25 protein-coding genes are annotated in these 20,136 nt (G+C 37.4%); 15 read left to right on the forward strand and 10 right to left on the reverse strand.

Annotation, left to right across the window (positions count from 1 at the left end):
• The first annotated feature begins 79 nt into the window (after nt 1–79).
• Nucleotides 80–1,897 (forward strand): oligoendopeptidase F, encoded by a 1,818-nt coding sequence (gene pepF / locus ACI3K6_RS05340; protein ID WP_435554024.1) that lies wholly within the window; start codon nt 80–82, stop codon nt 1,895–1,897.
• 43 nt (nt 1,898–1,940) lie between these two features.
• Here the strand turns inward: pepF and ACI3K6_RS05345 are convergent, their stop codons facing one another.
• The 4 genes from ACI3K6_RS05345 to ACI3K6_RS05360 form a co-directional block, all read right to left on the reverse strand.
• Entirely contained in the window at nt 1,941–2,117 is a 177-nt protein-coding gene (locus tag ACI3K6_RS05345; RefSeq protein ID WP_435554025.1) for a hypothetical protein, read from the reverse strand.
• Between the two features lie 314 nt (nt 2,118–2,431).
• Complete coding sequence (locus ACI3K6_RS05350; protein WP_435554026.1) at nt 2,432–3,310, reverse strand: ClpXP adapter SpxH family protein; 879 nt, start codon at nt 3,308–3,310, stop codon at nt 2,432–2,434.
• The gene (locus tag ACI3K6_RS05355) at nt 3,294–3,704 is read right to left on the reverse strand and encodes a globin domain-containing protein (protein ID WP_435554027.1); all 411 of its coding nucleotides are present in this window, start codon (nt 3,702–3,704) and stop codon (nt 3,294–3,296) included. The genes ACI3K6_RS05350 and ACI3K6_RS05355 overlap by 17 nt, the downstream gene beginning before the upstream one ends.
• A gap of 142 nt (nt 3,705–3,846) precedes the next feature.
• On the reverse strand, nt 3,847–4,428 hold the full coding sequence (locus tag ACI3K6_RS05360; protein WP_435554028.1) for a CYTH domain-containing protein: 582 nt from the start codon (nt 4,426–4,428) through the stop codon (nt 3,847–3,849).
• A gap of 122 nt (nt 4,429–4,550) precedes the next feature.
• Between ACI3K6_RS05360 and ACI3K6_RS05365 the strand changes: the two genes are divergently transcribed.
• The 4 genes from ACI3K6_RS05365 to ACI3K6_RS05380 are packed head-to-tail and all read left to right on the forward strand — an operon-like array spanning nt 4,551 to nt 7,323.
• Nucleotides 4,551–4,916: a UPF0738 family protein gene (locus tag ACI3K6_RS05365; RefSeq protein WP_435554029.1), complete on the forward strand. Its 366-nt coding sequence runs from the start codon at nt 4,551–4,553 to the stop codon at nt 4,914–4,916.
• A 12-nt stretch (nt 4,917–4,928) separates the two neighbouring features.
• Nucleotides 4,929–5,558, forward strand: a complete 630-nt coding sequence (gene yjbM, locus ACI3K6_RS05370; protein ID WP_435554030.1) for a GTP diphosphokinase — start codon at nt 4,929–4,931, stop codon at nt 5,556–5,558.
• Between the two features lie 52 nt (nt 5,559–5,610).
• On the forward strand, nt 5,611–6,405 hold the full coding sequence (locus tag ACI3K6_RS05375; protein WP_335479057.1) for an NAD kinase: 795 nt from the start codon (nt 5,611–5,613) through the stop codon (nt 6,403–6,405).
• Between the two features lie 15 nt (nt 6,406–6,420).
• On the forward strand, nt 6,421–7,323 hold the full coding sequence (locus ACI3K6_RS05380; RefSeq protein WP_435554031.1) for an RluA family pseudouridine synthase: 903 nt from the start codon (nt 6,421–6,423) through the stop codon (nt 7,321–7,323).
• A gap of 21 nt (nt 7,324–7,344) precedes the next feature.
• Here ACI3K6_RS05380 and prpE read toward each other — a convergent pair whose 3' ends face one another.
• The gene (gene prpE, locus ACI3K6_RS05385) at nt 7,345–8,085 is read right to left on the reverse strand and encodes a bis(5'-nucleosyl)-tetraphosphatase PrpE (RefSeq protein ID WP_435554032.1); all 741 of its coding nucleotides are present in this window, start codon (nt 8,083–8,085) and stop codon (nt 7,345–7,347) included.
• 79 nt (nt 8,086–8,164) lie between these two features.
• Here prpE and ACI3K6_RS05390 point away from each other — a divergent pair, with 79 nt between their 5' ends.
• The 3 genes from ACI3K6_RS05390 to ACI3K6_RS05400 all read left to right on the forward strand — a co-directional run bounded on the left by ACI3K6_RS05390 (nt 8,165) and on the right by ACI3K6_RS05400 (nt 11,492).
• Nucleotides 8,165–10,039, forward strand: coding sequence for a monovalent cation:proton antiporter family protein (locus ACI3K6_RS05390; RefSeq protein WP_435554033.1), 1,875 nt, complete (start codon nt 8,165–8,167; stop codon nt 10,037–10,039).
• 87 nt (nt 10,040–10,126) lie between these two features.
• The gene (gene fabI, locus ACI3K6_RS05395) at nt 10,127–10,894 is read left to right on the forward strand and encodes an enoyl-ACP reductase FabI (protein WP_335479048.1); all 768 of its coding nucleotides are present in this window, start codon (nt 10,127–10,129) and stop codon (nt 10,892–10,894) included.
• A 124-nt stretch (nt 10,895–11,018) separates the two neighbouring features.
• Nucleotides 11,019–11,492: a CotO family spore coat protein gene (locus ACI3K6_RS05400; protein ID WP_435554034.1), complete on the forward strand. Its 474-nt coding sequence runs from the start codon at nt 11,019–11,021 to the stop codon at nt 11,490–11,492.
• 52 nt (nt 11,493–11,544) lie between these two features.
• Here ACI3K6_RS05400 and ACI3K6_RS05405 read toward each other — a convergent pair whose 3' ends face one another.
• Nucleotides 11,545–12,054 (reverse strand): CotY/CotZ family spore coat protein, encoded by a 510-nt coding sequence (locus ACI3K6_RS05405; protein WP_335479042.1) that lies wholly within the window; start codon nt 12,052–12,054, stop codon nt 11,545–11,547.
• Nucleotides 12,055–12,196: 142 nt separating this feature from the next.
• Between ACI3K6_RS05405 and ACI3K6_RS05410 the strand changes: the two genes are divergently transcribed.
• From ACI3K6_RS05410 to spoVIF, 7 genes are all read left to right on the forward strand, one after another.
• Nucleotides 12,197–12,553, forward strand: a complete 357-nt coding sequence (locus ACI3K6_RS05410) for a DUF1360 domain-containing protein (RefSeq protein WP_335479039.1) — start codon at nt 12,197–12,199, stop codon at nt 12,551–12,553.
• A gap of 308 nt (nt 12,554–12,861) precedes the next feature.
• Complete coding sequence (locus ACI3K6_RS05415; protein WP_435554035.1) at nt 12,862–13,329, forward strand: YhcN/YlaJ family sporulation lipoprotein; 468 nt, start codon at nt 12,862–12,864, stop codon at nt 13,327–13,329.
• 17 nt (nt 13,330–13,346) lie between these two features.
• Entirely contained in the window at nt 13,347–13,823 is a 477-nt protein-coding gene (gene spoVAC / locus ACI3K6_RS05420) for a stage V sporulation protein AC (RefSeq protein WP_435554036.1), read from the forward strand.
• Nucleotides 13,824–14,840: a stage V sporulation protein AD gene (gene spoVAD / locus ACI3K6_RS05425; protein WP_335481193.1), complete on the forward strand. Its 1,017-nt coding sequence runs from the start codon at nt 13,824–13,826 to the stop codon at nt 14,838–14,840.
• Nucleotides 14,841–14,853: 13 nt separating this feature from the next.
• A complete protein-coding gene (spoVAE, locus tag ACI3K6_RS05430; RefSeq protein WP_335481191.1) occupies nt 14,854–15,210 on the forward strand; it encodes a stage V sporulation protein AE in 357 nt (118 codons plus the stop codon).
• A gap of 108 nt (nt 15,211–15,318) precedes the next feature.
• Nucleotides 15,319–15,435: a YjcZ family sporulation protein gene (locus tag ACI3K6_RS05435; protein WP_435554037.1), complete on the forward strand. Its 117-nt coding sequence runs from the start codon at nt 15,319–15,321 to the stop codon at nt 15,433–15,435.
• A 123-nt stretch (nt 15,436–15,558) separates the two neighbouring features.
• A complete protein-coding gene (gene spoVIF, locus ACI3K6_RS05440; protein ID WP_335481194.1) occupies nt 15,559–15,813 on the forward strand; it encodes a sporulation-specific transcription regulator SpoVIF in 255 nt (84 codons plus the stop codon).
• A 41-nt stretch (nt 15,814–15,854) separates the two neighbouring features.
• Here spoVIF and ACI3K6_RS05445 read toward each other — a convergent pair whose 3' ends face one another.
• From ACI3K6_RS05445 to ACI3K6_RS05460, 4 genes are all read right to left on the reverse strand, one after another.
• On the reverse strand, nt 15,855–18,152 hold the full coding sequence (locus tag ACI3K6_RS05445; protein WP_435554038.1) for a UvrD-helicase domain-containing protein: 2,298 nt from the start codon (nt 18,150–18,152) through the stop codon (nt 15,855–15,857).
• A 124-nt stretch (nt 18,153–18,276) separates the two neighbouring features.
• Nucleotides 18,277–18,615, reverse strand: a complete 339-nt coding sequence (locus ACI3K6_RS05450; RefSeq protein WP_435554039.1) for a GNAT family N-acetyltransferase — start codon at nt 18,613–18,615, stop codon at nt 18,277–18,279.
• Between the two features lie 89 nt (nt 18,616–18,704).
• Nucleotides 18,705–19,217, reverse strand: a complete 513-nt coding sequence (locus ACI3K6_RS05455; RefSeq protein WP_435554040.1) for a YjcG family protein — start codon at nt 19,215–19,217, stop codon at nt 18,705–18,707.
• Nucleotides 19,218–19,398: 181 nt separating this feature from the next.
• Nucleotides 19,399–20,121: an alpha/beta hydrolase gene (locus tag ACI3K6_RS05460; protein WP_435554041.1), complete on the reverse strand. Its 723-nt coding sequence runs from the start codon at nt 20,119–20,121 to the stop codon at nt 19,399–19,401.
• Nucleotides 20,122–20,136 lie beyond the last annotated feature (15 nt).

A 20,136-nucleotide genomic window follows, 5' to 3' on the forward strand; every position in this document is an offset into this window, starting at 1 on the left:
AATAAGAGGAAAAAAGCGGAATTTAGAAGAATATATTTAAGGGTAATCAATCAAATTCACATGAAAGGGTGAGTAATAAATGGCAAATGACTCTGCTGTAAAATCATTGCCTGCAAGAAGTGAAATTCCAGTTGAGGATACATGGAAATTAGAGGATATATTTGCATCTGATGAGCAATGGGAAGCTGAATTTCAAGAGGTAAAAGGTATGTTTCCGGGAATTAAGGAGTTTGAAGGAAAACTTGGTGAAAATGCAGAGACACTTTATCAAGCTCTACAGTATCAAGATCAATTGCTTGAACGGATTGGCAAGCTCTATACATACTCACATATGAGGTATGATCAGGATACGACCAACTCCTTCTATCAAGGGTTGGATGATCGGATGAAAAACCTGTATTCACAAGCATCCAGCCAACTTGCATTTATTGTCCCTGAAATTTTATCCATTGATGAAAAAAAGATTACAGAGTTTTTAAAAGAAAAACCAGAGTTAAAACTATATGAGCATGCTCTTGAACAAATTAATCAGCAAAGACCCCATGTATTAACAGCAGATATGGAAGCACTTTTAGCTGAAGCAGGAGAGGTGATGAATGCTTCTAGTAATACGTTCGGTATGCTTAATAACGCTGACCTAGTCTTCCCGACCATAAAAGATGAGAACGGAGAAGAGGTAGAAATCACTCATGGGCGCTATATTCGTTTTTTGGAAAGTGGAGATCAGCGGGTAAGACATGATGCTTTTCAAGCTGTTTATAAAACATATGGCAGCTTTAAAAATACGTTTGCTAGTACATTAAGCGGTAATGTTAAAAATGATAATTTCAACGCCAGAGTAAGGAAGTATCAATCAGCAAGGGAAGCAGCCCTTGCTGCGAATAATATCCCGGAATCCGTTTATGATAACCTAGTGAGCACAGTAAATGATCACCTTCATTTATTGCAACGCTATATAAAGCTTCGTAAAAAGGTATTGGGTTTAAGCGAGCTTCACATGTATGATTTATACACTCCTTTAGTAAAGGATGTAAAAATGGAAATTAAATATGAGGAAGCAAAGGATCTTATTCTTAAGGGATTGGCTCCGCTTGGAGAAGAATATACGAAAATTCTTCAAGAAGGATTTGAAAATCGCTGGGTGGATGTTCATGAAAACAAGGGAAAAAGAAGCGGTGCCTACTCTTCAGGCGCTTATGGTACCCACCCGTATATTTTGATGAACTGGCAGGATAATGTCAATAATCTATTTACATTAGCACACGAATTCGGTCATTCTGTGCATAGTTATTACACAAGAAAAACTCAGCCATATGCTTATGGAGATTATTCCATTTTTGTTGCAGAAGTGGCATCAACCTGTAATGAAGCGCTCCTTAACGATTATTTATTAAAAACCATCGATGATGAACAAAAACGAATCTATCTGCTTAATCATTATCTAGAAGGTTTTAGAGGGACAGTGTTCAGACAGACAATGTTTGCTGAATTCGAACATCTCATTCATCAAAAGGTACAAAATAATGAAGCTTTAACGGCAGATTCATTAACACAAATGTACTATGAATTAAATAAAAAGTATTTTGGTGAAGAGGATATTATCATTGATGAAGAAATTGGTTTGGAATGGGCAAGGATTCCTCATTTCTATTACAATTACTATGTTTATCAATATGCAACAGGATTTTCAGCAGCAACCGCATTAAGTAAGCAAATCCTTGACGAAGGGGAGCCTGCTGTTAAGCGCTATATTGGCTTTTTAAGTGCCGGAAGTTCAGATTATCCAATTGAAGTACTGAAAAAAGCGGGAGTCGATATGACAAGCTCTGAGCCAATTAAAAATGCATGTAAGGTATTTGAAGAAAAGTTGGCGGAGCTTGAACAGTTATTACAGTAAACAAGATGTAAAAGGGGATGGTACCTGATGTGTACCATCCCCTTTAAAACCCCTTAAATCTTTTTCGTTGACTGATGGAACCGATCGGAAGTAATATGGCAATAAATAATAATGGAATACTAACGATCAAAGGAAAAATATGGATTAAAGCTAAGATGTGTAGTGAAAAAGCAATCAAAAAAAATAGTACCATTAACAAATAAGGGAATCTTCTTTTCATGATAACCACCCTATAAATAATATTTAGTACAACCGCTATTATTATGTCTATTGTCGATTTCGTGAATTTATGATAATTTGACAATTATGTGAAATAAAGCACATACTTATTGTCATCATCTTGTTTACCATGGTATATTAAATGCGTGAAGTTGATCACAACAAACATATACCCCTTTGTTTGACCGTGAAAAATTTCTCCCATCCCCTTTGTTCGTATTAGAAAAATGCCTTGCAGATAGAGATTCTGCAAGGCATTTTTGTTTTGGTCAATAAAAAAATAGACAGTGTTCAGTGAAAATACACTGACAATGTCTATTCCTCAATGTAACGCCAAAATGTTCCATATCTCGCTGGGATCTGTTCTACAACTTGTTTAAGAAGCAATTTTTTCATTTCCCTTTCAATTTGGGATATGGACATATTGTAGACGACGGCAATTTCCTTTGTTGCAACAAATGTAAAAATCTTTAAAAAGGTTTCCAATGGTGGGGGCGTTGCTTTTTCCGGTTTCTCCGATAGCATTTCTTCTAAAATTTGCACATATACCTCATATGGATAGCTGCCAGTAATTTTAATCCCTTCGTCTTCTGTGTTTTCATTAAAAAAGACAAGTGTTGGAATTTCTTGTACATCCATTTCAGTGGTAACTTGCAAATCGCATTGGAAGGCTTTAGCAGCACTTTCGGAATGAAAGTCATTGGCAAATTCCTTTACATCCAAACCGGCACGCTCAGCACATTTAAGTAATTCTTCAAAAGAAGAAAGATTCTTCTTTTCTAAAAACAATCCTTCCTGGACCTTTCGTAAAAAGCGAATTCCTGCACGTCTTCCTTGCAACTCAGCAGCTTTAAGCGCGATTGAAACATGATAAGGTGCATCAACAGGATTCTCATTCCAAGACTTTGCATCACAAACCAACCCGGTCCTAGAAGCTGCCTTTTCCCATATATCTGAAAAGTTATCATAAATCTTTTTCCGTGTAAGATTTAAATGGGCAATTTTTCCGCTTAGCACATGCTTCAATGAAAAATAACGCCCGTATTCAATAAGTAATTTTTTCATTATGGGTTCAAGTGTCCAACAATCAGGACATAGTGGGTCAATAAACATATAAATTTCAATCGGTTTTCGATCATTGCCATGGCAAGACGCTTTAGATTCTTTTGACCAATAATTATTCACAATCGTCACCAAAATTCACTTCATCATCAGGTGTATTAATCATATGCTGAGCTGTTAAATAAAGTCGGGAATAAAACTCGTCCCTTATTTGTCCCTCAAGACCAACTGTATCCATTGCCTGAGTCATGCAAGAGAGCCATGCCTTTGCCCGAGTAGGAGTTACCGGAAAAGGTAAATGGCGAGCCCTCATCATAGGATGACCATGCTCTTCTGTATACAATGGCGGTCCACCTAAATATTGAGTAAGGAATTGCTTTTGTTTACGAGCAATTTCTGAGAAATCGTTAGGAAAAATAGGTGCCAGGTCAGGATGTTGTTCAACTAGACCATAGAAAGTGTCTACAAGACGATGGAGTGTTTGTTCCCCAATAACCTCAAAGGGTGTACGTTTGTTACCAATCATGTTGACAACTCCTCAAAAATTCTTTAAATCATGTATACAACTCAAATAAATGACATATTGAGTTTTCTTTATTTTATCAATGCCCTAGCGATATCTCAAATGAATTGCTTTGAAAACCATTTAAACACCGTTGATATAGTATTTATTTTTCTTGTGTTTTTTGATCATAAAAACGTTGGATTTTATTTTTCGTTTTGCGATTTGGAATTTTATATTGTTCGAGCAAAAGTATAAAATTCTCTTTTCCTGCTTCATAGTTTTGGACTTCATACTCCAACTCAAAGTCCTCCGTATTTAAATAGACGCTATGATCGAAAACAAGTAAACCGTTCTTATATTCAATTTGGGCCCTATAGGTTGATAGCGAACCAAAGTACTCTATTCTTTCCAAAGGTATTCTAATGCTTTCCAGGATCCTTTTAATTTCGCCAGATGGAAGAATTCCATCGTTAAGAGCCAGGGTAACTTCTGATTCACTCAACTCTTGATTGGTTTCAAGCAGCCCCTTTTTAACAGGCTGTTTTAACGTTAATTCATAATGAGCTTGTTTTTTTCTGATCCTTAACGCTGAATTTTGTTCTTTAAGACCAAATTCTGGAGTATCAAAATAATGATTTTCTTGAAGAAATATTTGCGAATCGGGGATTTGAAACGCTTTTTTTAATGTTTCATATTCTGATTCAGAAAGTATATTTTTAAATTCAATTTCTACGTTTTGCGACATTTTTATCCTTCCCTCCGATACCATGACTTTATTATCTCATTTTTATCCCCAATACTTCAAACTTTGAGAGAAATGGCTGAATTATGCTAAAATAAGTAAGTGAATATTGGAGGTAAAAAAAAGTGAAAAAACGAATGGAAGTTTTAAAAGCAAATCTTACTGATATTAAACTGTTATTGCATGGAAACGGGTCACTGGAGGGGTTAGTTCCGGCCGGTCAAATTCTGGTGGATTCCGATCATATTAGTTTTATCTACTTAATGGAAACCGATGAAGAATATACATATATCAGTCTTAATGAACAAATATGGCCAGATTTAAAAATAGCTTATGAAGAGAAATTGCCTATTTGGATTGAATGGAATAATCAACAAATAGAACTAGTTCATTTTCATGATGAATTTGAGTTTATCATTAACAATATAAAGGGAAATCACAATTATGGAGATGAAATGGTTACTAAGGTGGAGAGAATTTTTTGGACATAAAGAGGTGTAATCATGAAGCAATGGGACCAATTTTTAGCTCCTTATAAACAGGCGATTGATGAATTAAAGATAAAATTAAAAGGTATGCGGGGGCAGTTTGAACTTAATGCATCCCATTCTCCAATTGAATTTGTAACTGGAAGGGTTAAACCTATTGCCAGTATCTTGGATAAGTCGAACCAAAAAGGTATTCCCCTTGACAGGTTAGAAGAAATGCAGGATATCGCCGGATTACGTATCATGTGCCAGTTTGTCGAAGATATCCATCGGGTTGTGGAATTATTACGAATTCGAAATGATTTTGAAATTGTGGAGGAACGAGATTATATTTCTCATGAAAAAACAAGCGGATACAGATCCTATCACGTTGTTATTCAATATCCAGTACAAACGATTCAAGGTGAAAAAAAAATCTTAGCAGAAATACAAATTAGAACATTAGCCATGAATTTTTGGGCTACAATTGAGCATTCATTAAATTATAAATATAAAGGTGCTTTCCCAGCAGATATTAAATTGCGGCTTCAACATGCCGCTGAAGCAGCTTTCCGTCTTGATAAAGAAATGTCATTAATCCGTGGGGAAATCCAAGATGCTCAAGCATTTTTTACACGAAAAAAGGAATCCGCCCAAGAAGACTAAGACTAAACCTGTCCCTGCATGTCAAGTATTTTAATACAAGGAGTAAATCAAAATGAAATTTGCGATCACTTCAAAAGGAGATCAAAACTCAAATATTTTAATGCATAAAATGCGCACCTATTTACTTGATTTTGATCTAAAATATGACGAAGACCAGCCTGATATTGTGATATCGATTGGCGGAGATGGAACATTATTATATGCCTTTCACCGCTATAGCAGCCGTTTAAATAAAACTGCTTTTGTAGGGATTCATACAGGGCATTTGGGCTTCTATGCGGATTGGACGCCTGATGAAATTGAAAAGCTGGTTATTGCCATTGCCAAAACTCCATATCAGGTTGTTGAATATCCGCTTCTTGAAGTGATTATACGATATTCCCATGCCGGTAAGGAATCAAGATATTTGGCATTGAACGAATCTACAGTTAAAAGTGTGGAAGGTACTCTTGTCATGGATGTGGAAATTCGTGGACAGCATTTTGAACGTTTTCGTGGTGACGGACTTTGTGTTTCCACTCCTTCAGGTAGTACTGCTTATAACAAAGCACTGGGAGGAGCCATCATCCATCCATCGATTTCAGCATTGCAAGTGGCTGAGATGGCATCCATAAACAATCGGGTGTTTAGAACAGTGGGATCTCCGCTGATCTTGCCAGCACATCATACCTGTATGTTAAAGCCGGTAAACCGAACAGATTTTCAGGTAACAGTTGATCACCTTACTCTGTTACATAAAGATGTAAAGTCGATCCAATTTAGGGTACCAGAAGAAAAAATCCGTTTTGCCCGTTTTAGGCCATTTCCATTTTGGAAAAGGGTTCATGACTCATTTATTTCTGATTAGTGTTAAGGAGAACAGATGACAGAAAGTTTTCAAATGCAGTGGATGATTGATCAATTTAGTGTAGGAAAATTGATTCGAGACTTTTTACAGGAAAAGGAAATTTCCAGAGCTGCTTTAACCGATATAAAGTTTAAAGGCGGAAGCATTCTTGTAAACGGAGAGCACGTTAATGTTCGATATAAGCTTGAGGTTGATGATGTTTTATTGGTAAGGTTCCCACCTGAAAATCCAAGTGAAGGAGTAAAAGGGGAAAGCCTTCCACTAAAGATATTGTATGAAGATGAGTATTTAATGGTGGTAAACAAACCTCCTTATATGAATACCATACCTTCACGAGAACATCCTACTGGTAGTCTGGCAAATGCATTAGTAGGTTACTATGAAAAACAAAGTATACAAGCAACCGCCCATATTGTAACCCGGCTTGACAGGGATACATCAGGAATTGTGTTAATTGCCAAACACCGCCACGTGCATCATTTATTTAGTAAGATGCAAAAGGATGGAGTCGTGAGGCGGACCTATGAAGCCTTTTCTGAAGGGGTTATTTCTGTTGATCAAGGTACAGTAACGGCACCGATTGGCCGTAAGGTTACTAGTATTATTGAAAGAGAAGTTCGTGAAGATGGTCAATATGCCTGTACGCATTATAAGGTAGTCAGGCATTATCCTGGATTTACTCATCTTGAGCTTGAACTTGAAACAGGCCGGACTCATCAAATCAGAGTTCATATGTCCTACTTAGGACATCCGCTTTTGGGTGACGAATTATATGGTGGAAATCATGAATTGATTTCGAGGCAGGCACTTCATTGTAAAAAAATCAAATTTATACACCCTTTTACAAAGGAGGAAATGATGTTTACAGCATCTCTTCCTGAGGATATGCAAGAAGTTATCATGGCTGACAATCGCTGATTGTCAGCCTTTCATTTCATCTTAATCAAATTGTTTAAACTTTTCTTCAATATATGGCATAGTAGAAGGAACAGAAACCAATTCCATTTCGGGGTATCTCAAGGCAGTAAGTTTACCGCCGAATACCGCACCAGTATCGATATTATAAGTATTATGAATGATTCTTGGTTCTTTTACAGGAGTATGTCCGTAAACGATGCAGTTCATGCCACGATAATTCTTTGCCCAATCCCTCCTGACGGGTGTTCCATCTGGGTGCTTTTCACCTGTAATATCTCCATACAGTACAAAATCTTTCACTCTCTTATTGTCTTTACCAATCAGTTCTTCTTTAATGCCGGCATGGGCGATTATCAACTGGTTTTGGTCAAGCGATAAATACAGTGGAGCAGTTTCATAAAGGTTCATAAACTTTTGTCGAATGGAATGCCTGTCAGATTTATTTAATGCCTCGTATTCCGCGACGGTCGTTTCTAGTCCGTGAGCAATTTGGACTTTATTCCCAAGAAAATAACGATATAATTTATTACAATGATTTCCTGGTGCGTAATAAGCTTGTTTTTTGTTTATCACCAGTTGCCAAACGACCTCAATCACTTTTAAAGAATTAGGTCCACGGTCAGTCAGATCACCGACAAATCCCAGTATCCGATTTTGGGGATGAATAGGAATATCATTTTTCCAGGAATAACCTAATTTTATTGTGAGTTCCTTAAATTCATTGAAGCATCCGTGTATATCTCCGATGATATCAATTTGCATGGAAAATATGCTCCTTTTTTAAGTGTTTTTATTAGATTAACAAATCATTATGAGCTAAACAAATGGGAGGCGATATAAATTGCAACAGCACGTATCTGTATTTTCATTACTCATTGTTGTTACAGTGGCATTTCTGACCCCAATCATTCTGCATCGTTTTAAGCTGAATTTTATTCCAGTTGTCGTTGCAGAGATTATTGTAGGCTTAATCATTGGAAAAAGTGGGTTAAATGTTGTCCATGAAGATATGTGGCTTTCCACTCTGTCTACATTAGGATTTATTTTTTTGATGTTTTTAAGCGGACTTGAAATTGACTTTACTGCTTTTACAGGAAGCAATAAACGTGGGAAACTTCCCAATGGAAAAAGGGAGCCTAATTCTTTCACTGCAGCTTCATTGATTTTTATTGGAGTTTTTATTTTTTCACTGGGATTATCCTACTTATTTGTACTAGTAGGATTTATTGATAATGCCTTCTTAATGACCTTGATCATATCAACTATTTCTTTAGGTGTTGTCGTGCCAACCCTGAAGGAAGCCCATCTGATGAAGACGGTTATTGGGCAAATTATCTTATTAGTCGCAGTCATTGCTGACCTGGTAACGATGATCCTTCTCGCTGTATTTGTTTCTATTTATGAACCAGGGCATAGCAGTACATGGTTGCTGTTATTTTTATTTATCGGTGGTATGATTTTGTATTTACTTGGAAAGAGATTTAAAAACCGAACTTTTATGGAATCGTTGGCAACAGGGACGGTGCAAATCGGTACAAGAGCCGTCTTTACCTTGATTATCGTGTTAGTTGGGTTGTCAGAAACAGTCGGGGCAGAAAATATTCTAGGTGCATTTATGGCTGGAGTACTGGTCTCCTTACTTTCTCCGAATCAGGAATTAATTCATAAACTTGATTCCTTTGGATATGGGTTCCTCATTCCCATTTTCTTTGTAATGGTGGGGGTTGAACTTGATATCTGGTCATTGTTCTCTGAGAAAAAACTATTAATGCTAATCCCTTTTTTACTGATTGGTTTATTACTATCAAAACTTGTTCCAGTTTATCTTTTAAAGCGTTGGTATGATACAAAAACTGTTCTTGCTTCTGGATTTTTACTAACCTCAACCCTATCACTGGTTATTGCGGCGGCAACAATAGGAGAACGAATTGGCGTAATCTCTGAGCAAATGAAGGGGACATTAATTTTAGTCGCTGTCATTACTTCCATTTTTACGCCAATCGTTTTTAAGAAATTATTCCCAAAAGAGATCCTTGCTGGAAAAAAGGTACGAGTTGCTTTTTTGGGAGCAAACCAAATCACTCTTCCGATTTCACGCGAGTTGAAGTCGGGACTTTATGAGCCAATTGTCTATTCTCCAAAATTGAGAGATGGAGAAAAACAAATGACCAATTCCTTATTTGAAATAGTAGAAATAAATGATTATTCAATAGAATCGATTGCGGAAACTAACATTTTTCTTTCAGAGATTGTCGTGATATCAACAGGCACTGATCAGTTAAATGCTGAGCTGGCCAGAGCTGTTAAAACGAAAGGAGTTCCTAGGGTCATAGCCCGAATAGAGATTCCTGAATTAGAAGAGAGTTTACGAGAACATGGGATTGAAGTATTTTCATCATTTATGTCGACCAAAACACTTTTGCGTGCGTTAATAGAGTCGCCGACAGTGATTAATATTCTAACGAACCAGGAAACGGGTCTATACGAAATAGTGATGAATAATGACCAATTTGACGGAGTGCCGCTTAGAAGATTTCCGTTCATGGGAGATATTATTTTTGTGCGAATTTTTCGAGGCAATGATTCAATCGTCCCACATGGCGATACGGAACTGCAGTTGAATGATCGCCTCATTGTTACGGGATCGAAGGAGTATGTGGATGATTTAATTCAGGAATTGGAGTTTTGTGAGAAGCCTGATAAAAATTATTATTGAAGCAGCTGCTCTTTTCATTTTTTTAAAAGTAGTGTAAAATTAGTACCAAGTACTAATATCAGTTGATATATAGGGGGACTTTCGTAAATGATATCATTAGCTGGAAAAACATATGTTGTTATGGGTGTTGCCAATAAACGCAGTATAGCATGGGGAATTGCACGTTCTCTTCATAATGCTGGGGCTCGACTTGTATTTACGTATGCAGGAGAAAGACTAGAGAAAAGTGTCCGGGAATTAGCAGAGTCTTTAGAAGCGGAAGGAACATTGGTGTTACCATGTGATGTGACAAGTGATGAAGATATCAACAAATGTTTCGCTGAAATTAAAGAGGCTGTAGGGTCCATTCATGGTGTTGCCCACTGTATTGCTTTTGCTAAGACTGAGGAATTAAAAGGTGAATACATGAATACAACTCGTGATGGCTTTTTACTGGCACAAAATATCAGTTCTTATTCATTGACCGCAGTGGCAAAAGAAGCACGTGCCTTGATGACAGAGGGTGGCAGCATTGTAACCTTAACGTACCTGGGCGGAGAAAGAGCCATTCCAAACTATAATGTTATGGGTGTTGCCAAAGCATCTCTTGAAGCTAGCGTTCGTTATTTAGCAGCTGATCTTGGAAAAGACAATATTCGAGTTAATGCTATATCTGCAGGACCGATTCGTACTTTGTCTGCAAAGGGTGTAGGTGATTTTAATTTAATTATAAAAGAAATTGAAGAAAAAGCACCTTTACGTAGACCTACAACTCCAGAAGAGGTCGGGGATACTGCAGTATTCCTGTTCAGTGACCTTTCCCGTGGTATTACCGGTGAAAATATTCATGTAGATTCAGGATTCCATATTCTTTAATCATTTGTTGTGAGAGCCCGCAATTGTTTGCGGGCTTTTTGTATGAATTTATCTATTTTATTAACACCTCTGGGCTTTTCGCATACATATAAAGTGTAGGAAACTGTAAAAGGAGGTGCTTTTCATGGCAATAAGAAAGGAACAAGGGCCGTTAATGTATATTTATCAACCTTTTTCAAGGACACCGTCTAACTACAATATGCAAGAGGTTTTTAAGAATAAAAAGAACATGGATGATGTCCCTGAGTTTGATCAAAAACCAAAAGTCGAGGAGAGAGTTCCCGTCCAGGTCACCTCTTCAGAAGATAATACCTTGGAAACAACCACTTCTTCCAAGAAAGTCAAACCTCATTCCTCCATGAATCGAGTAAAACCTTTTAAGGAAATGAATGTTTCTGAGCAATTAGATTATTTGATTCATTATCCGAAGGTTCTGCCCATGGTCCCATGTGTTTTTTATACAGATAAGGAAAGTTATCAGGGCTATTTAATTGGTTATGAAAATGATGAAGCTATCATCCAATTTCATAATGAAAAAACCAAAACCTTATGCGTTGATGAAATAAAAAGTATCATGATGATCGGGTTAAAAAAATAAACTTTGATAAGCACAAAAAAAGGCCAGCCGACTAACCGACTGGCTAATTTATTTAATTGCAAATTCCCAAGTTTACATCTGCGATACATTGGATGGCACAGAAGCAGCTCAAGTCAACTGTTACACAATCATTGCTGGCACGAAAACTCGTTACTTGGCAGACTCTTGAAAGATTAATGCAGCATTTATCATCTCCGGATACAAGATTCACCGGTACAAAGTTTCCACCTTCTCTTTTACCAGGAACTAATACACGAAGCGTTGCACAGCAGTTGTCAAATACATCTTCAACGCGGAAATAGATAGAAACACATGCATTGAAGTCGTCGTTAAAGAACGCATGGAATGGTGATCCATCTGCTGTTTTTAATACAAAAACACGAGTATCAACGGCCTCTCTCACAGGTGATACAAGTGAACCAAGTGGTTCGTTAAAGCAGCTGGTGCACGCTTGACATTCTTCACCCGCAACGTTTTGTTGAAGATCATTAATGGCGCGAACTACTTGGCATACGCAATTGCCACTATTGAAGTCATCGTGATGATTTCTTCCACAACCCATTATTTTTCCTCCTTAATCCGTAATATATATATCTTACATTACTAACATATTTCACTTAGCCCTTATGGGTTACGGACAATTGCCTTTTTTAACAAAATTAGGCGGATATTATTTCAACTCGATAAAGAAAGGACATACGGACATGGAATTAAGCTTTTTACAATTGATTCTGCTATCGTTGGCAAGCTTTCGTCTGACAAGACTACTGGTTTATGATAAAATTACTGAATTTCTGCGAAACCCATTTTTTGATGAAATTCAGCAGGAAACTGAGAATGGAGAACTTGAAACCTATTACATCCCTAAACAAACAGGGATAAAGCGATTTTTTGGAGAGCTACTTAGCTGCTATTGGTGCACGGGCATATGGACCACTTCAGTTATCGTATTTCTCCATTATTTTTTTTCCCAAATAACTATTCCCATTATTTCAATACTAGCTATAGCTGGTTTAGCCTCAATTATTGAAACAATTGTACAATTCTTTCTGGATAAATAAGGTTTTTTGCCTTAGACAAGACTTGCACTTTTTTCATATCTTATTTATTAGCTAATCAATTGTATTAAAAGGGAGAGAGTAAGGTGAATAAGAAGAAAAGCTTGCAAGCAGCATCATCTAAGGTTTATCAGCCTTCCAAACCAATCAAAAAGGGCGGTTGCGGCTGCGGAAAGAAAACGAGTAAATAATCATTTCGAAACTGCTGATTTAAAGGCAGTTTTTTTTTATTTTTCCATTTAGGTCATAAATTTAGGGAATGTCGAAAAAACTATATGGCAGGATACTTCATTAAAAGGGGAAGGGACTAGATGCAAAAAACAAATCAATGGATTGCATTTGCTTTATTATTATTTCTTACTTCCTGCAGTCAAAATCAGCAGGTTAAGGATAGTCAACTGGCACTGATTAAGACCACAAACCCGAATCCGGTCATTACTGATCATGAACAAAACAAAGATAATGTGAAGGAAATAAAGGATTTGGTCAGCTCATTACCGGAATTATACGATGTTGCTGTTATAAAGGGACATAAGGGTACCCTTGTTGCTTACAAGGTCAAACATTTACAACGTTTTAAAATGAAGAAAATTGAAAAAAGAGTAACTAAGCTTTTAGAAAAAAGATACCCAAAGGAAAAATTTACTGTTTCGAGTGATTATAAAATTTTCCTTGAGGTAGTCAGGCTGGATGAAAAAATGCAAGCCGATAAAATTTCTCGGAAAGATGCTGATAAAAGATTTAATGAAATCGTTAAAATGACAGAGGATATAAAGTAAGGAAAGGAAGAATGAGGATGGCAAGTAAACAAAAAGAAATGACGCCACAACAGCAAAGTTACCAACAACTGCAGCAAAAGCACGAGAAAAAAAGGCCTGTGTTAAAAAATTGTATAAAGGCATTTTTCGTGGGCGGTTTATTTTGCGTAGTTGGCCAAGCCATCAGTTACTTTTATATTTATTTTTTCAATTTTACAGAACAAAGTGTCGGAAATCCAACCGTAGCCACGATGGTGTTTATCTCCATGTTGTTAACAGGGTTTGGTGTCTATGATCGGATTGGCCAATTTGCTGGAGCTGGAAGTGCAGTGCCAGTGACTGGTTTTGGGAATGCGGTTATTTCAGCAGCCATTGAGCATAGGACGGAAGGGTTTGTACTCGGAGTCGGCGGAAATATGTTTAAGCTTGCAGGGGCCGTATTGCTTTTTGGGGTATTTTCAGCCTTTATAGTGGCATTAATCAGAACACTGCTCTCAATTTGGGGGGTTATATAATTGCTAAAAGGGCATCAAACATGGGTATTTGACAAACGGCCAATGATAAGGGCAACAGGAGTGACTGGGGGCCCATTTGAGGCAAATAGTAATTTGGCCAATGATTTTGATTTATTGTATGAGGACTTGTGGATGGAGCAAGACTCTTATGAAAAAGCACATCGTGTATTAATGGAAGAAGCCATTAAAATTGCTATGAAAAAAGCAAATATGGAGAAGGAACAAGTTCAATTTTTATTTGCTGGTGACTTAATTAATCAAATAACACCATCAAGTTTTACTGCCCGAACCATGCAAATTCCCTATTTTGGACTATTTGGTGCCTGTTCTACCTCTATGGAAGGCTTGGCACTCGCTTCATTTGTCATAAATTATCAGGGAGCGAAGTATGTATTGACTGGTGCTTCAAGTCATAATGCTGCAGTTGAAAAACAATTCCGTTATCCAACCGAATATGGGAGCCAAAAGCCTCCTACCGCCCAATGGACGGTAACTGGAGCCGGTGCAGCACTGCTCCAGCCAAATGATCCAAGGGAAAATTATCCCGTAACTACCTCAGCCACGATCGGGAAAGTCATTGATATGGGGTTGTCGGATCCTTTTAATATGGGTGGTGCCATGGCACCGGCGGCGGCTGACACGATCATGGCCCATTTTAGAGATATGCAACTCGATCCTTCCTACTATGACCTGATTATTACTGGTGATTTAGGCAGGGTTGGACATGACGTTGCCTTTGAATTGTTAAATAAGAGTGGACTCAACCTGCAAAGAAAGCAGTTTCAGGATTGTGGAATTCTTATTTATAAGGATAATCAGCCAGTTCAATCAGGTGCGAGTGGTGCAGGCTGTTCAGCCACTGTCTTATATGGTCACCTGCTGAATGAAATGAAAAAAGGGACTTATAAAAGGATTTTGTTGGTGGCAACGGGTGCCTTGTTGTCTCCGCTAACTTTTCAGCAAAAAGAATCAATACCATGCATTGCTCACGCAGTTGCAATGGAAATGAATAATTAGTGGCGGTGGTTCTATGTTAGCAATGTTTTTTTGGGCATTTGTGATTGGTGGCCTTATTTGTGTTATAGGTCAACTACTGTTTGATGTTGCGAAGCTTACTCCTGGCCATACCTTAAGCTTGTTGGTTGTAATGGGCGCTGTATTGTCCGGCTTTGGCTTATATGAACCGTTGGTCAATTTTGCAGGGGCCGGAGCAACGATTCCAATAACAAGTTTTGGAAATTCATTAGTGCATGGTGCACTTCAGGATGCCAACAGCCATGGAATCATTGGTGTGTTAACCGGAATGTTTCAAGTAACAAGCTCAGGCGTTTCAGCTGCGATTATATTTGGTTTCATAGGCGCCCTTGTGTTCAAGCCGAAAGGATAAATGCTCATTTTTTAGTCTATTTATGAATAAGCTTGTCCGTGCCTATACACTTTCTTTAGTGATTTCATATCTTATTATTGAAACTACTAAAGAGAGGTGAATTTATCTATGTGTTTCGGATACGGCGGATATGGCTACGGTGGCGGTTATGGCGGTGGCTCAACTTTCGTTTTAATCGTTGTCTTGTTCATTCTATTAATCATTGTTGGAGCTAGCTGGTATTAATCCCTAGCTTAACAAAGATGGGGTTGGCTAAAATTTGGCCAGCCCTTTCTTTGCATTTTTTTCACCAAATTCCACTTCCTTCATACAATAAAGTAGTTTATGAAGGAGTGTGAATCTAAAAACATGGATAATGGTTTCTTTAAAAACATAGAAAAGAAAACTGGCGTAAATATGCAAGATATTTTTGATTTAGCGAATTCCTTACAGAATGCTAATTTTAAAGATGAAAAAACAGTGCGCGGGGTTATCCGTAAGGTTTCTCAATTAGCTAATAAACCGGTAAGTAAAGAGTTGGAAGATCAAATCGTTAATACGATTGTAAAAGATGGTAAAAGCTTGGATTTCAATACCATATCAAATATGATGAACAAAAAATAAACAAATAGGCCGTTTCCCTTAAAGGAAATGGGCCTTTTTGTTTAATGTTTATTTGCTTTTAGCAGCGGAGCCAGAAATCGTGAACGATAGCTTTTCTTTCCGCGTCTGTTCTCTTGGACGGAAATGTATAGCTGTTCTTTGGCTCGTGTCATCGCAACATAGAATAGACGTCTTTCTTCTTCTAATGGGGCAAAATCTCCATTACGTGAGCTTTCTAATGCATAGTCATGCGGAAGACTTCCATCAACAGCCCCAATCAGATAGACCGTCTTATACTCAAGACCCTTCGCTCGGTGAATGGTGCTTAGGGTAATGGCCTCACGGAAGTGTTTACTTAAATTTTTCATTTCTCGATTCATTGCAGACATGTGCTCTGCATGGGCGAGAAGGGAATCGATGGATTCAAAACTTTTTGCGGCAACTTTTAAATCCTTTAAATCATCAGAGCCTTTCTCCAATTGATTAGATTCATTTCCGCGTTTTTTTAGAAAATCTAGAAATCCAATATCTTTCTCAATTTTTTCAATCGCTTTGACTGGAGCCAATGCTTTTAGAGAACGAATGAGCGGTACAACTTTTTTTAATTTTTTTTCTTGAAAAGAATGGGTTGTTTTAATGTAAGAGAGTGCCTCAAGGAGACTGCAATCCTGGAGGATACTCAAAGCTTTTAATTCTTTAAGTGCAGTTTGCTTTAAAAATAATAATGGCAATATTTCTGATATACCCTGGGTGTCATCCTCATGGATACTGACTCTTAAAAAAGATAGGGTACATCTGACAATATACCTGTCGTAAAAGGCCTCGGCATCCAGATCCAGTTTGAACGGAAGATTGGAGATTGCCAATCGTTCAAATACTGCCCGTGAAGCAGCGTTAGTCCGATATAAAATAGCAAAGTCCGATGGGTTGGCACCATCCGTAATTTGTTGCTGAATATCCGTCACAATCATGGTTGCTTCCTCCTCTTCATCATAAGGGAAAAATAAATAGGGAAGCAGGCCATTTGATACCTGTGCTTTCATTTTTTTAATTCTACGAACTTTATTAGCGGCAATCATCTGGTTTGCTGCAGTGACGATTTCATGGGATGAACGGTAATTTTGGTCCAGATTAATCACTTCGGCTAATGGAAAATCCTGTTCAAAATCCAGCAAAAACTTAGGGTCACTTCCTCTAAAGGAATAAATAGCCTGATCATCATCACCGACTGCACAAACATTTTTATGTTTCATTGATAACATTTTAATTAATTCATATTGGACCTTATTAATATCCTGAAATTCATCAATCAAAAAATAATGAAAACGCTCCTGATAAAATTCAAGCAAATCAGCAGATGTTTGCAGCAGTCGATAGCAGCCAATGAGCATATCATCAAAGTCAAATAAACCTTCCCGCTGTTTAAACGTTTCATATAGTTTGAATAACTGGGCTGTGTTTTCTTCCCATTCTGAAGATGGAGTTATCTGATCCGGCATTACCATCGTATTTTTCCATAATCCGATCTGTTGAAGTGCTAAATCATACGCAAATTCTTTTTCTGACAAATCGAGCTGTTTCCCGGCTTCTTTAAGGATTTTATCGCGTTGCCAATCTTTTTTAAGAAGTTTATCTGATGCCCAATTAGCACCATCATGGTACATTAGAATTCGGTAAAAAATACTGTGGAAAGTTCCTGTAACCAGCTGATGAACAGCTTGTTTGTTAACGTTTGGATAAGATAATAACCGGGCTTTCATTTCTGCTGCAGCCTTCGATGTAAAGGTAACTAGCATGATAGACCGCGGGTCAATTCGTTTTTCAATGAGCATATAAGCGGTTCTTGCTGTTAAAACGCGGGTTTTGCCACTACCAGCCCCAGCAAGTACTAATAGTGAACCCTCTGTCATGGTTACCGCGGAAGCTTGATTTTGATCTAAGCTGACACCTTGTTCGGCGAGTTCCTGAAAATAGGGAACACTGACTTTATGGTCCCATGTATTTGGAGGTATGAAAGGAACTGTGTGACGAACTGGTTTAGCGGGACTGAACAATTGAACATTATTATCTTGGACAGTAATGGTCCGGCTTTGTGGAAGGATAAAACCGTTCCTTTCGATGGTTTGAACGCTAACGGGTGTTGAGGTTTTCTCATGCTCAGGCTCTTGGCATTTCTTTTCAGGAGAATGGACATGGAAAAAGTGTGGCTGTTCCTGAATTCCTAGAAAAAGTTGCATTCGTTCGTTACAAGTTGGACATTTTATTTCGTTATTCTTTCCGGCAAGATAGATTTTTTGAAATTCATCACGTTGTAAATGATCAAGGAAGATCAATTGATTTTTGTAAATAGCTGTTTTCATGTTTAAAAACTCCAATATAGAAAATGAGACAACTTTAATCATAACAAAACATGTAGGTATCAAAAAGGGGAAAAATTAATTACCAAAAAATGCACCCGCCAATTTTGGCAGGTGCATTCTTGAGTTAGATGGTTTTGATCATCGTTTTATGAGGAATACCAGCATCTAAAAATTCTTCAGAGGAGGTTGTATAGCCGAGACGGGAGTAGAAAGGAATAGCATGTATTTGCGCGTTAAGCTTTAACTTATGAATACCCTTTTGATTTGCATAAGTTTCTATCGTATTCATGATTTGTTTACCTGCCCCGAGTTGTCTAGCATCCTTTAACACGCAAATTCGTTCTACTTTTCCAATCCCATCTAGAATTCGGAAACGCCCGGCACCAATCGGATGACCATCGTGGTACATGACAAAATGAGTAGAGTCCTCTTCAAATTGATCAATTTCTTCTTCAACCGGCACGTTTTGCTCATCTACGAATACAACCTTTCGAACAGTAGGGCATCATTCAGTTCTTTTTTTGTTTTCAACTATTTTTACTGTCACAATGGTTATTTCTTTCCAAGACGAAAAGTTTCCGATACGGACCAAGATCCATTTTCCAATTGATAAAGAAGATGGAATCGATCAATCGTTTCTTCATGCTCTACCTTATTCATGCTTAACGCGCCAAAAACATCAGAATATTCATCATTTGAAAGTTTTTGCGCAATAGTGATATGTGGAACAAATGCATATGGCTGATCTTGATCAATAAATTCACTATTGATTTTTGAGTGAAGTCCAGTAAGTTCATCTGTAGGTTCTACCTTAAAATAGATGACATTATTAACGGGAAAGAAGGAGCTGAATTTTGTTGTTTTTAGGTTGAATGGATTAGTGTTTTGAGCGATTTGCCTTAATTTTTCAGCATAATCTTTTGCTTCCTCATCCGTTGCTTCAAAAGCATTTTTTAATGTCAGATGTGGAGGAATTAGAGCGTAATGTGGATCATAGCGTTTACGAAAGGAATTTGCCAAGTCTTGAAGCTTTTTTGATGGAAAAATAACAACTCCAAATTTCATATGATGAATACCCCCAATTTACAATATTTGAGTATCGTATTTGAAAAGAACTCGTCCAATTATATCAAATTTTCTAAATATAATAAATAATCCGTCCTGCCCGTTTTTTTAGTTTAGGCTTTGTTGAATTTGTATGTTTATTACCGCTTCAATCAACAGTATTCTTTAACAAAGCCTTAGTTTAGAACATCTTTTTAAGTGCTCTTTTTAAATCGGGCTGCCAATAGGTCCAAGTGTGGTTTCCATTAAATTCTTCATAAAAGTAAGAAAAAAACTTATTTGATAGAAGTGTGGATAGCTTGCGATTTGGAGTTAAAAAATCACCAACTTTTCCGTTGGTCATATGTACTTCTGTTTCTTGGTTACCAATAACATGATATATTTCGATAAGCTGTGGTTCTGAAAAGTTCTTAACCAACTCGAAAATATGTTGATCCACATAAGGTGATTGCAAGAGCACTTTTCCAAATGTATGCGGATATTGCATAGCTGTCATTAGTGAAACAGTGGCCCCAAGAGAATCTCCGATTAATGCTCTGGTAGTCCCCATTTGATAAGTTGGAAATTCCTGGTCAAGAAATGGTACTAGTTCGTGGGCAAGGAAACGAATATACTGTTTATTTTGAGATCCTTTAGGGTGATATTTTTGACGACGATCCTCTACATTTTTATAGGGTACCCCAACAATGATTAAATTTTCCATTTCCCGATTAAAAAGATGTTCATCAGCAATACGACCAATACGGCCTAGTTGGAAGTAATCTCTGCCATCCTGGGCAATGAGTAATGAATACTTATATAACGGTGAAAAATTGGCAGGTAGATAGATTAACAGTTGCAATTCCTCTTGAAGTTCCATACTAAAAAAACTTATTTCCTTCATGCTACCTTTTGGGTATTCCATAAGTTTCCCCCCTGA

Origin of the sequence: Neobacillus solisequens, assembly GCF_051233465.1 — a bacterium.
Classification (GTDB): domain Bacteria; phylum Bacillota; class Bacilli; order Bacillales; family Cytobacillaceae; genus Neobacillus.

What these genes read in the sequence shown, in the direction of transcription:
- ACI3K6_RS05400 (WP_435554034.1), top strand. Translation starts at nt 11,019, where the DNA reads ATGGCAATAAGAAAGGAACAAGGGCCGTTAATGTATATTTATCAACCT.
- ACI3K6_RS05345 (WP_435554025.1), bottom strand. Translation starts at nt 2,117, where the DNA reads ATGAAAAGAAGATTCCCTTATTTGTTAATGGTACTATTTTTTTTGATT.
- ACI3K6_RS05455 (WP_435554040.1), bottom strand. Translation starts at nt 19,217, where the DNA reads ATGAAATTTGGAGTTGTTATTTTTCCATCAAAAAAGCTTCAAGACTTG.
- spoVIF (WP_335481194.1), top strand. Translation starts at nt 15,559, where the DNA reads ATGGATAATGGTTTCTTTAAAAACATAGAAAAGAAAACTGGCGTAAAT.
- ACI3K6_RS05445 (WP_435554038.1), bottom strand. Translation starts at nt 18,152, where the DNA reads ATGAAAACAGCTATTTACAAAAATCAATTGATCTTCCTTGATCATTTA.
- yjbM (WP_435554030.1), top strand. Translation starts at nt 4,929, where the DNA reads ATGAAGCAATGGGACCAATTTTTAGCTCCTTATAAACAGGCGATTGAT.
- ACI3K6_RS05405 (WP_335479042.1), bottom strand. Translation starts at nt 12,054, where the DNA reads ATGGGTTGTGGAAGAAATCATCACGATGACTTCAATAGTGGCAATTGC.
- ACI3K6_RS05355 (WP_435554027.1), bottom strand. Translation starts at nt 3,704, where the DNA reads ATGATTGGTAACAAACGTACACCCTTTGAGGTTATTGGGGAACAAACA.
- ACI3K6_RS05375 (WP_335479057.1), top strand. Translation starts at nt 5,611, where the DNA reads ATGAAATTTGCGATCACTTCAAAAGGAGATCAAAACTCAAATATTTTA.
- pepF (WP_435554024.1), top strand. Translation starts at nt 80, where the DNA reads ATGGCAAATGACTCTGCTGTAAAATCATTGCCTGCAAGAAGTGAAATT.
- ACI3K6_RS05360 (WP_435554028.1), bottom strand. Translation starts at nt 4,428, where the DNA reads ATGTCGCAAAACGTAGAAATTGAATTTAAAAATATACTTTCTGAATCA.
- ACI3K6_RS05460 (WP_435554041.1), bottom strand. Translation starts at nt 20,121, where the DNA reads ATGGAATACCCAAAAGGTAGCATGAAGGAAATAAGTTTTTTTAGTATG.
- spoVAE (WP_335481191.1), top strand. Translation starts at nt 14,854, where the DNA reads ATGTTAGCAATGTTTTTTTGGGCATTTGTGATTGGTGGCCTTATTTGT.
- ACI3K6_RS05380 (WP_435554031.1), top strand. Translation starts at nt 6,421, where the DNA reads ATGACAGAAAGTTTTCAAATGCAGTGGATGATTGATCAATTTAGTGTA.
- ACI3K6_RS05410 (WP_335479039.1), top strand. Translation starts at nt 12,197, where the DNA reads ATGGAATTAAGCTTTTTACAATTGATTCTGCTATCGTTGGCAAGCTTT.
- ACI3K6_RS05435 (WP_435554037.1), top strand. Translation starts at nt 15,319, where the DNA reads ATGTGTTTCGGATACGGCGGATATGGCTACGGTGGCGGTTATGGCGGT.
- prpE (WP_435554032.1), bottom strand. Translation starts at nt 8,085, where the DNA reads ATGCAAATTGATATCATCGGAGATATACACGGATGCTTCAATGAATTT.
- ACI3K6_RS05415 (WP_435554035.1), top strand. Translation starts at nt 12,862, where the DNA reads ATGCAAAAAACAAATCAATGGATTGCATTTGCTTTATTATTATTTCTT.
- fabI (WP_335479048.1), top strand. Translation starts at nt 10,127, where the DNA reads ATGATATCATTAGCTGGAAAAACATATGTTGTTATGGGTGTTGCCAAT.
- spoVAC (WP_435554036.1), top strand. Translation starts at nt 13,347, where the DNA reads ATGGCAAGTAAACAAAAAGAAATGACGCCACAACAGCAAAGTTACCAA.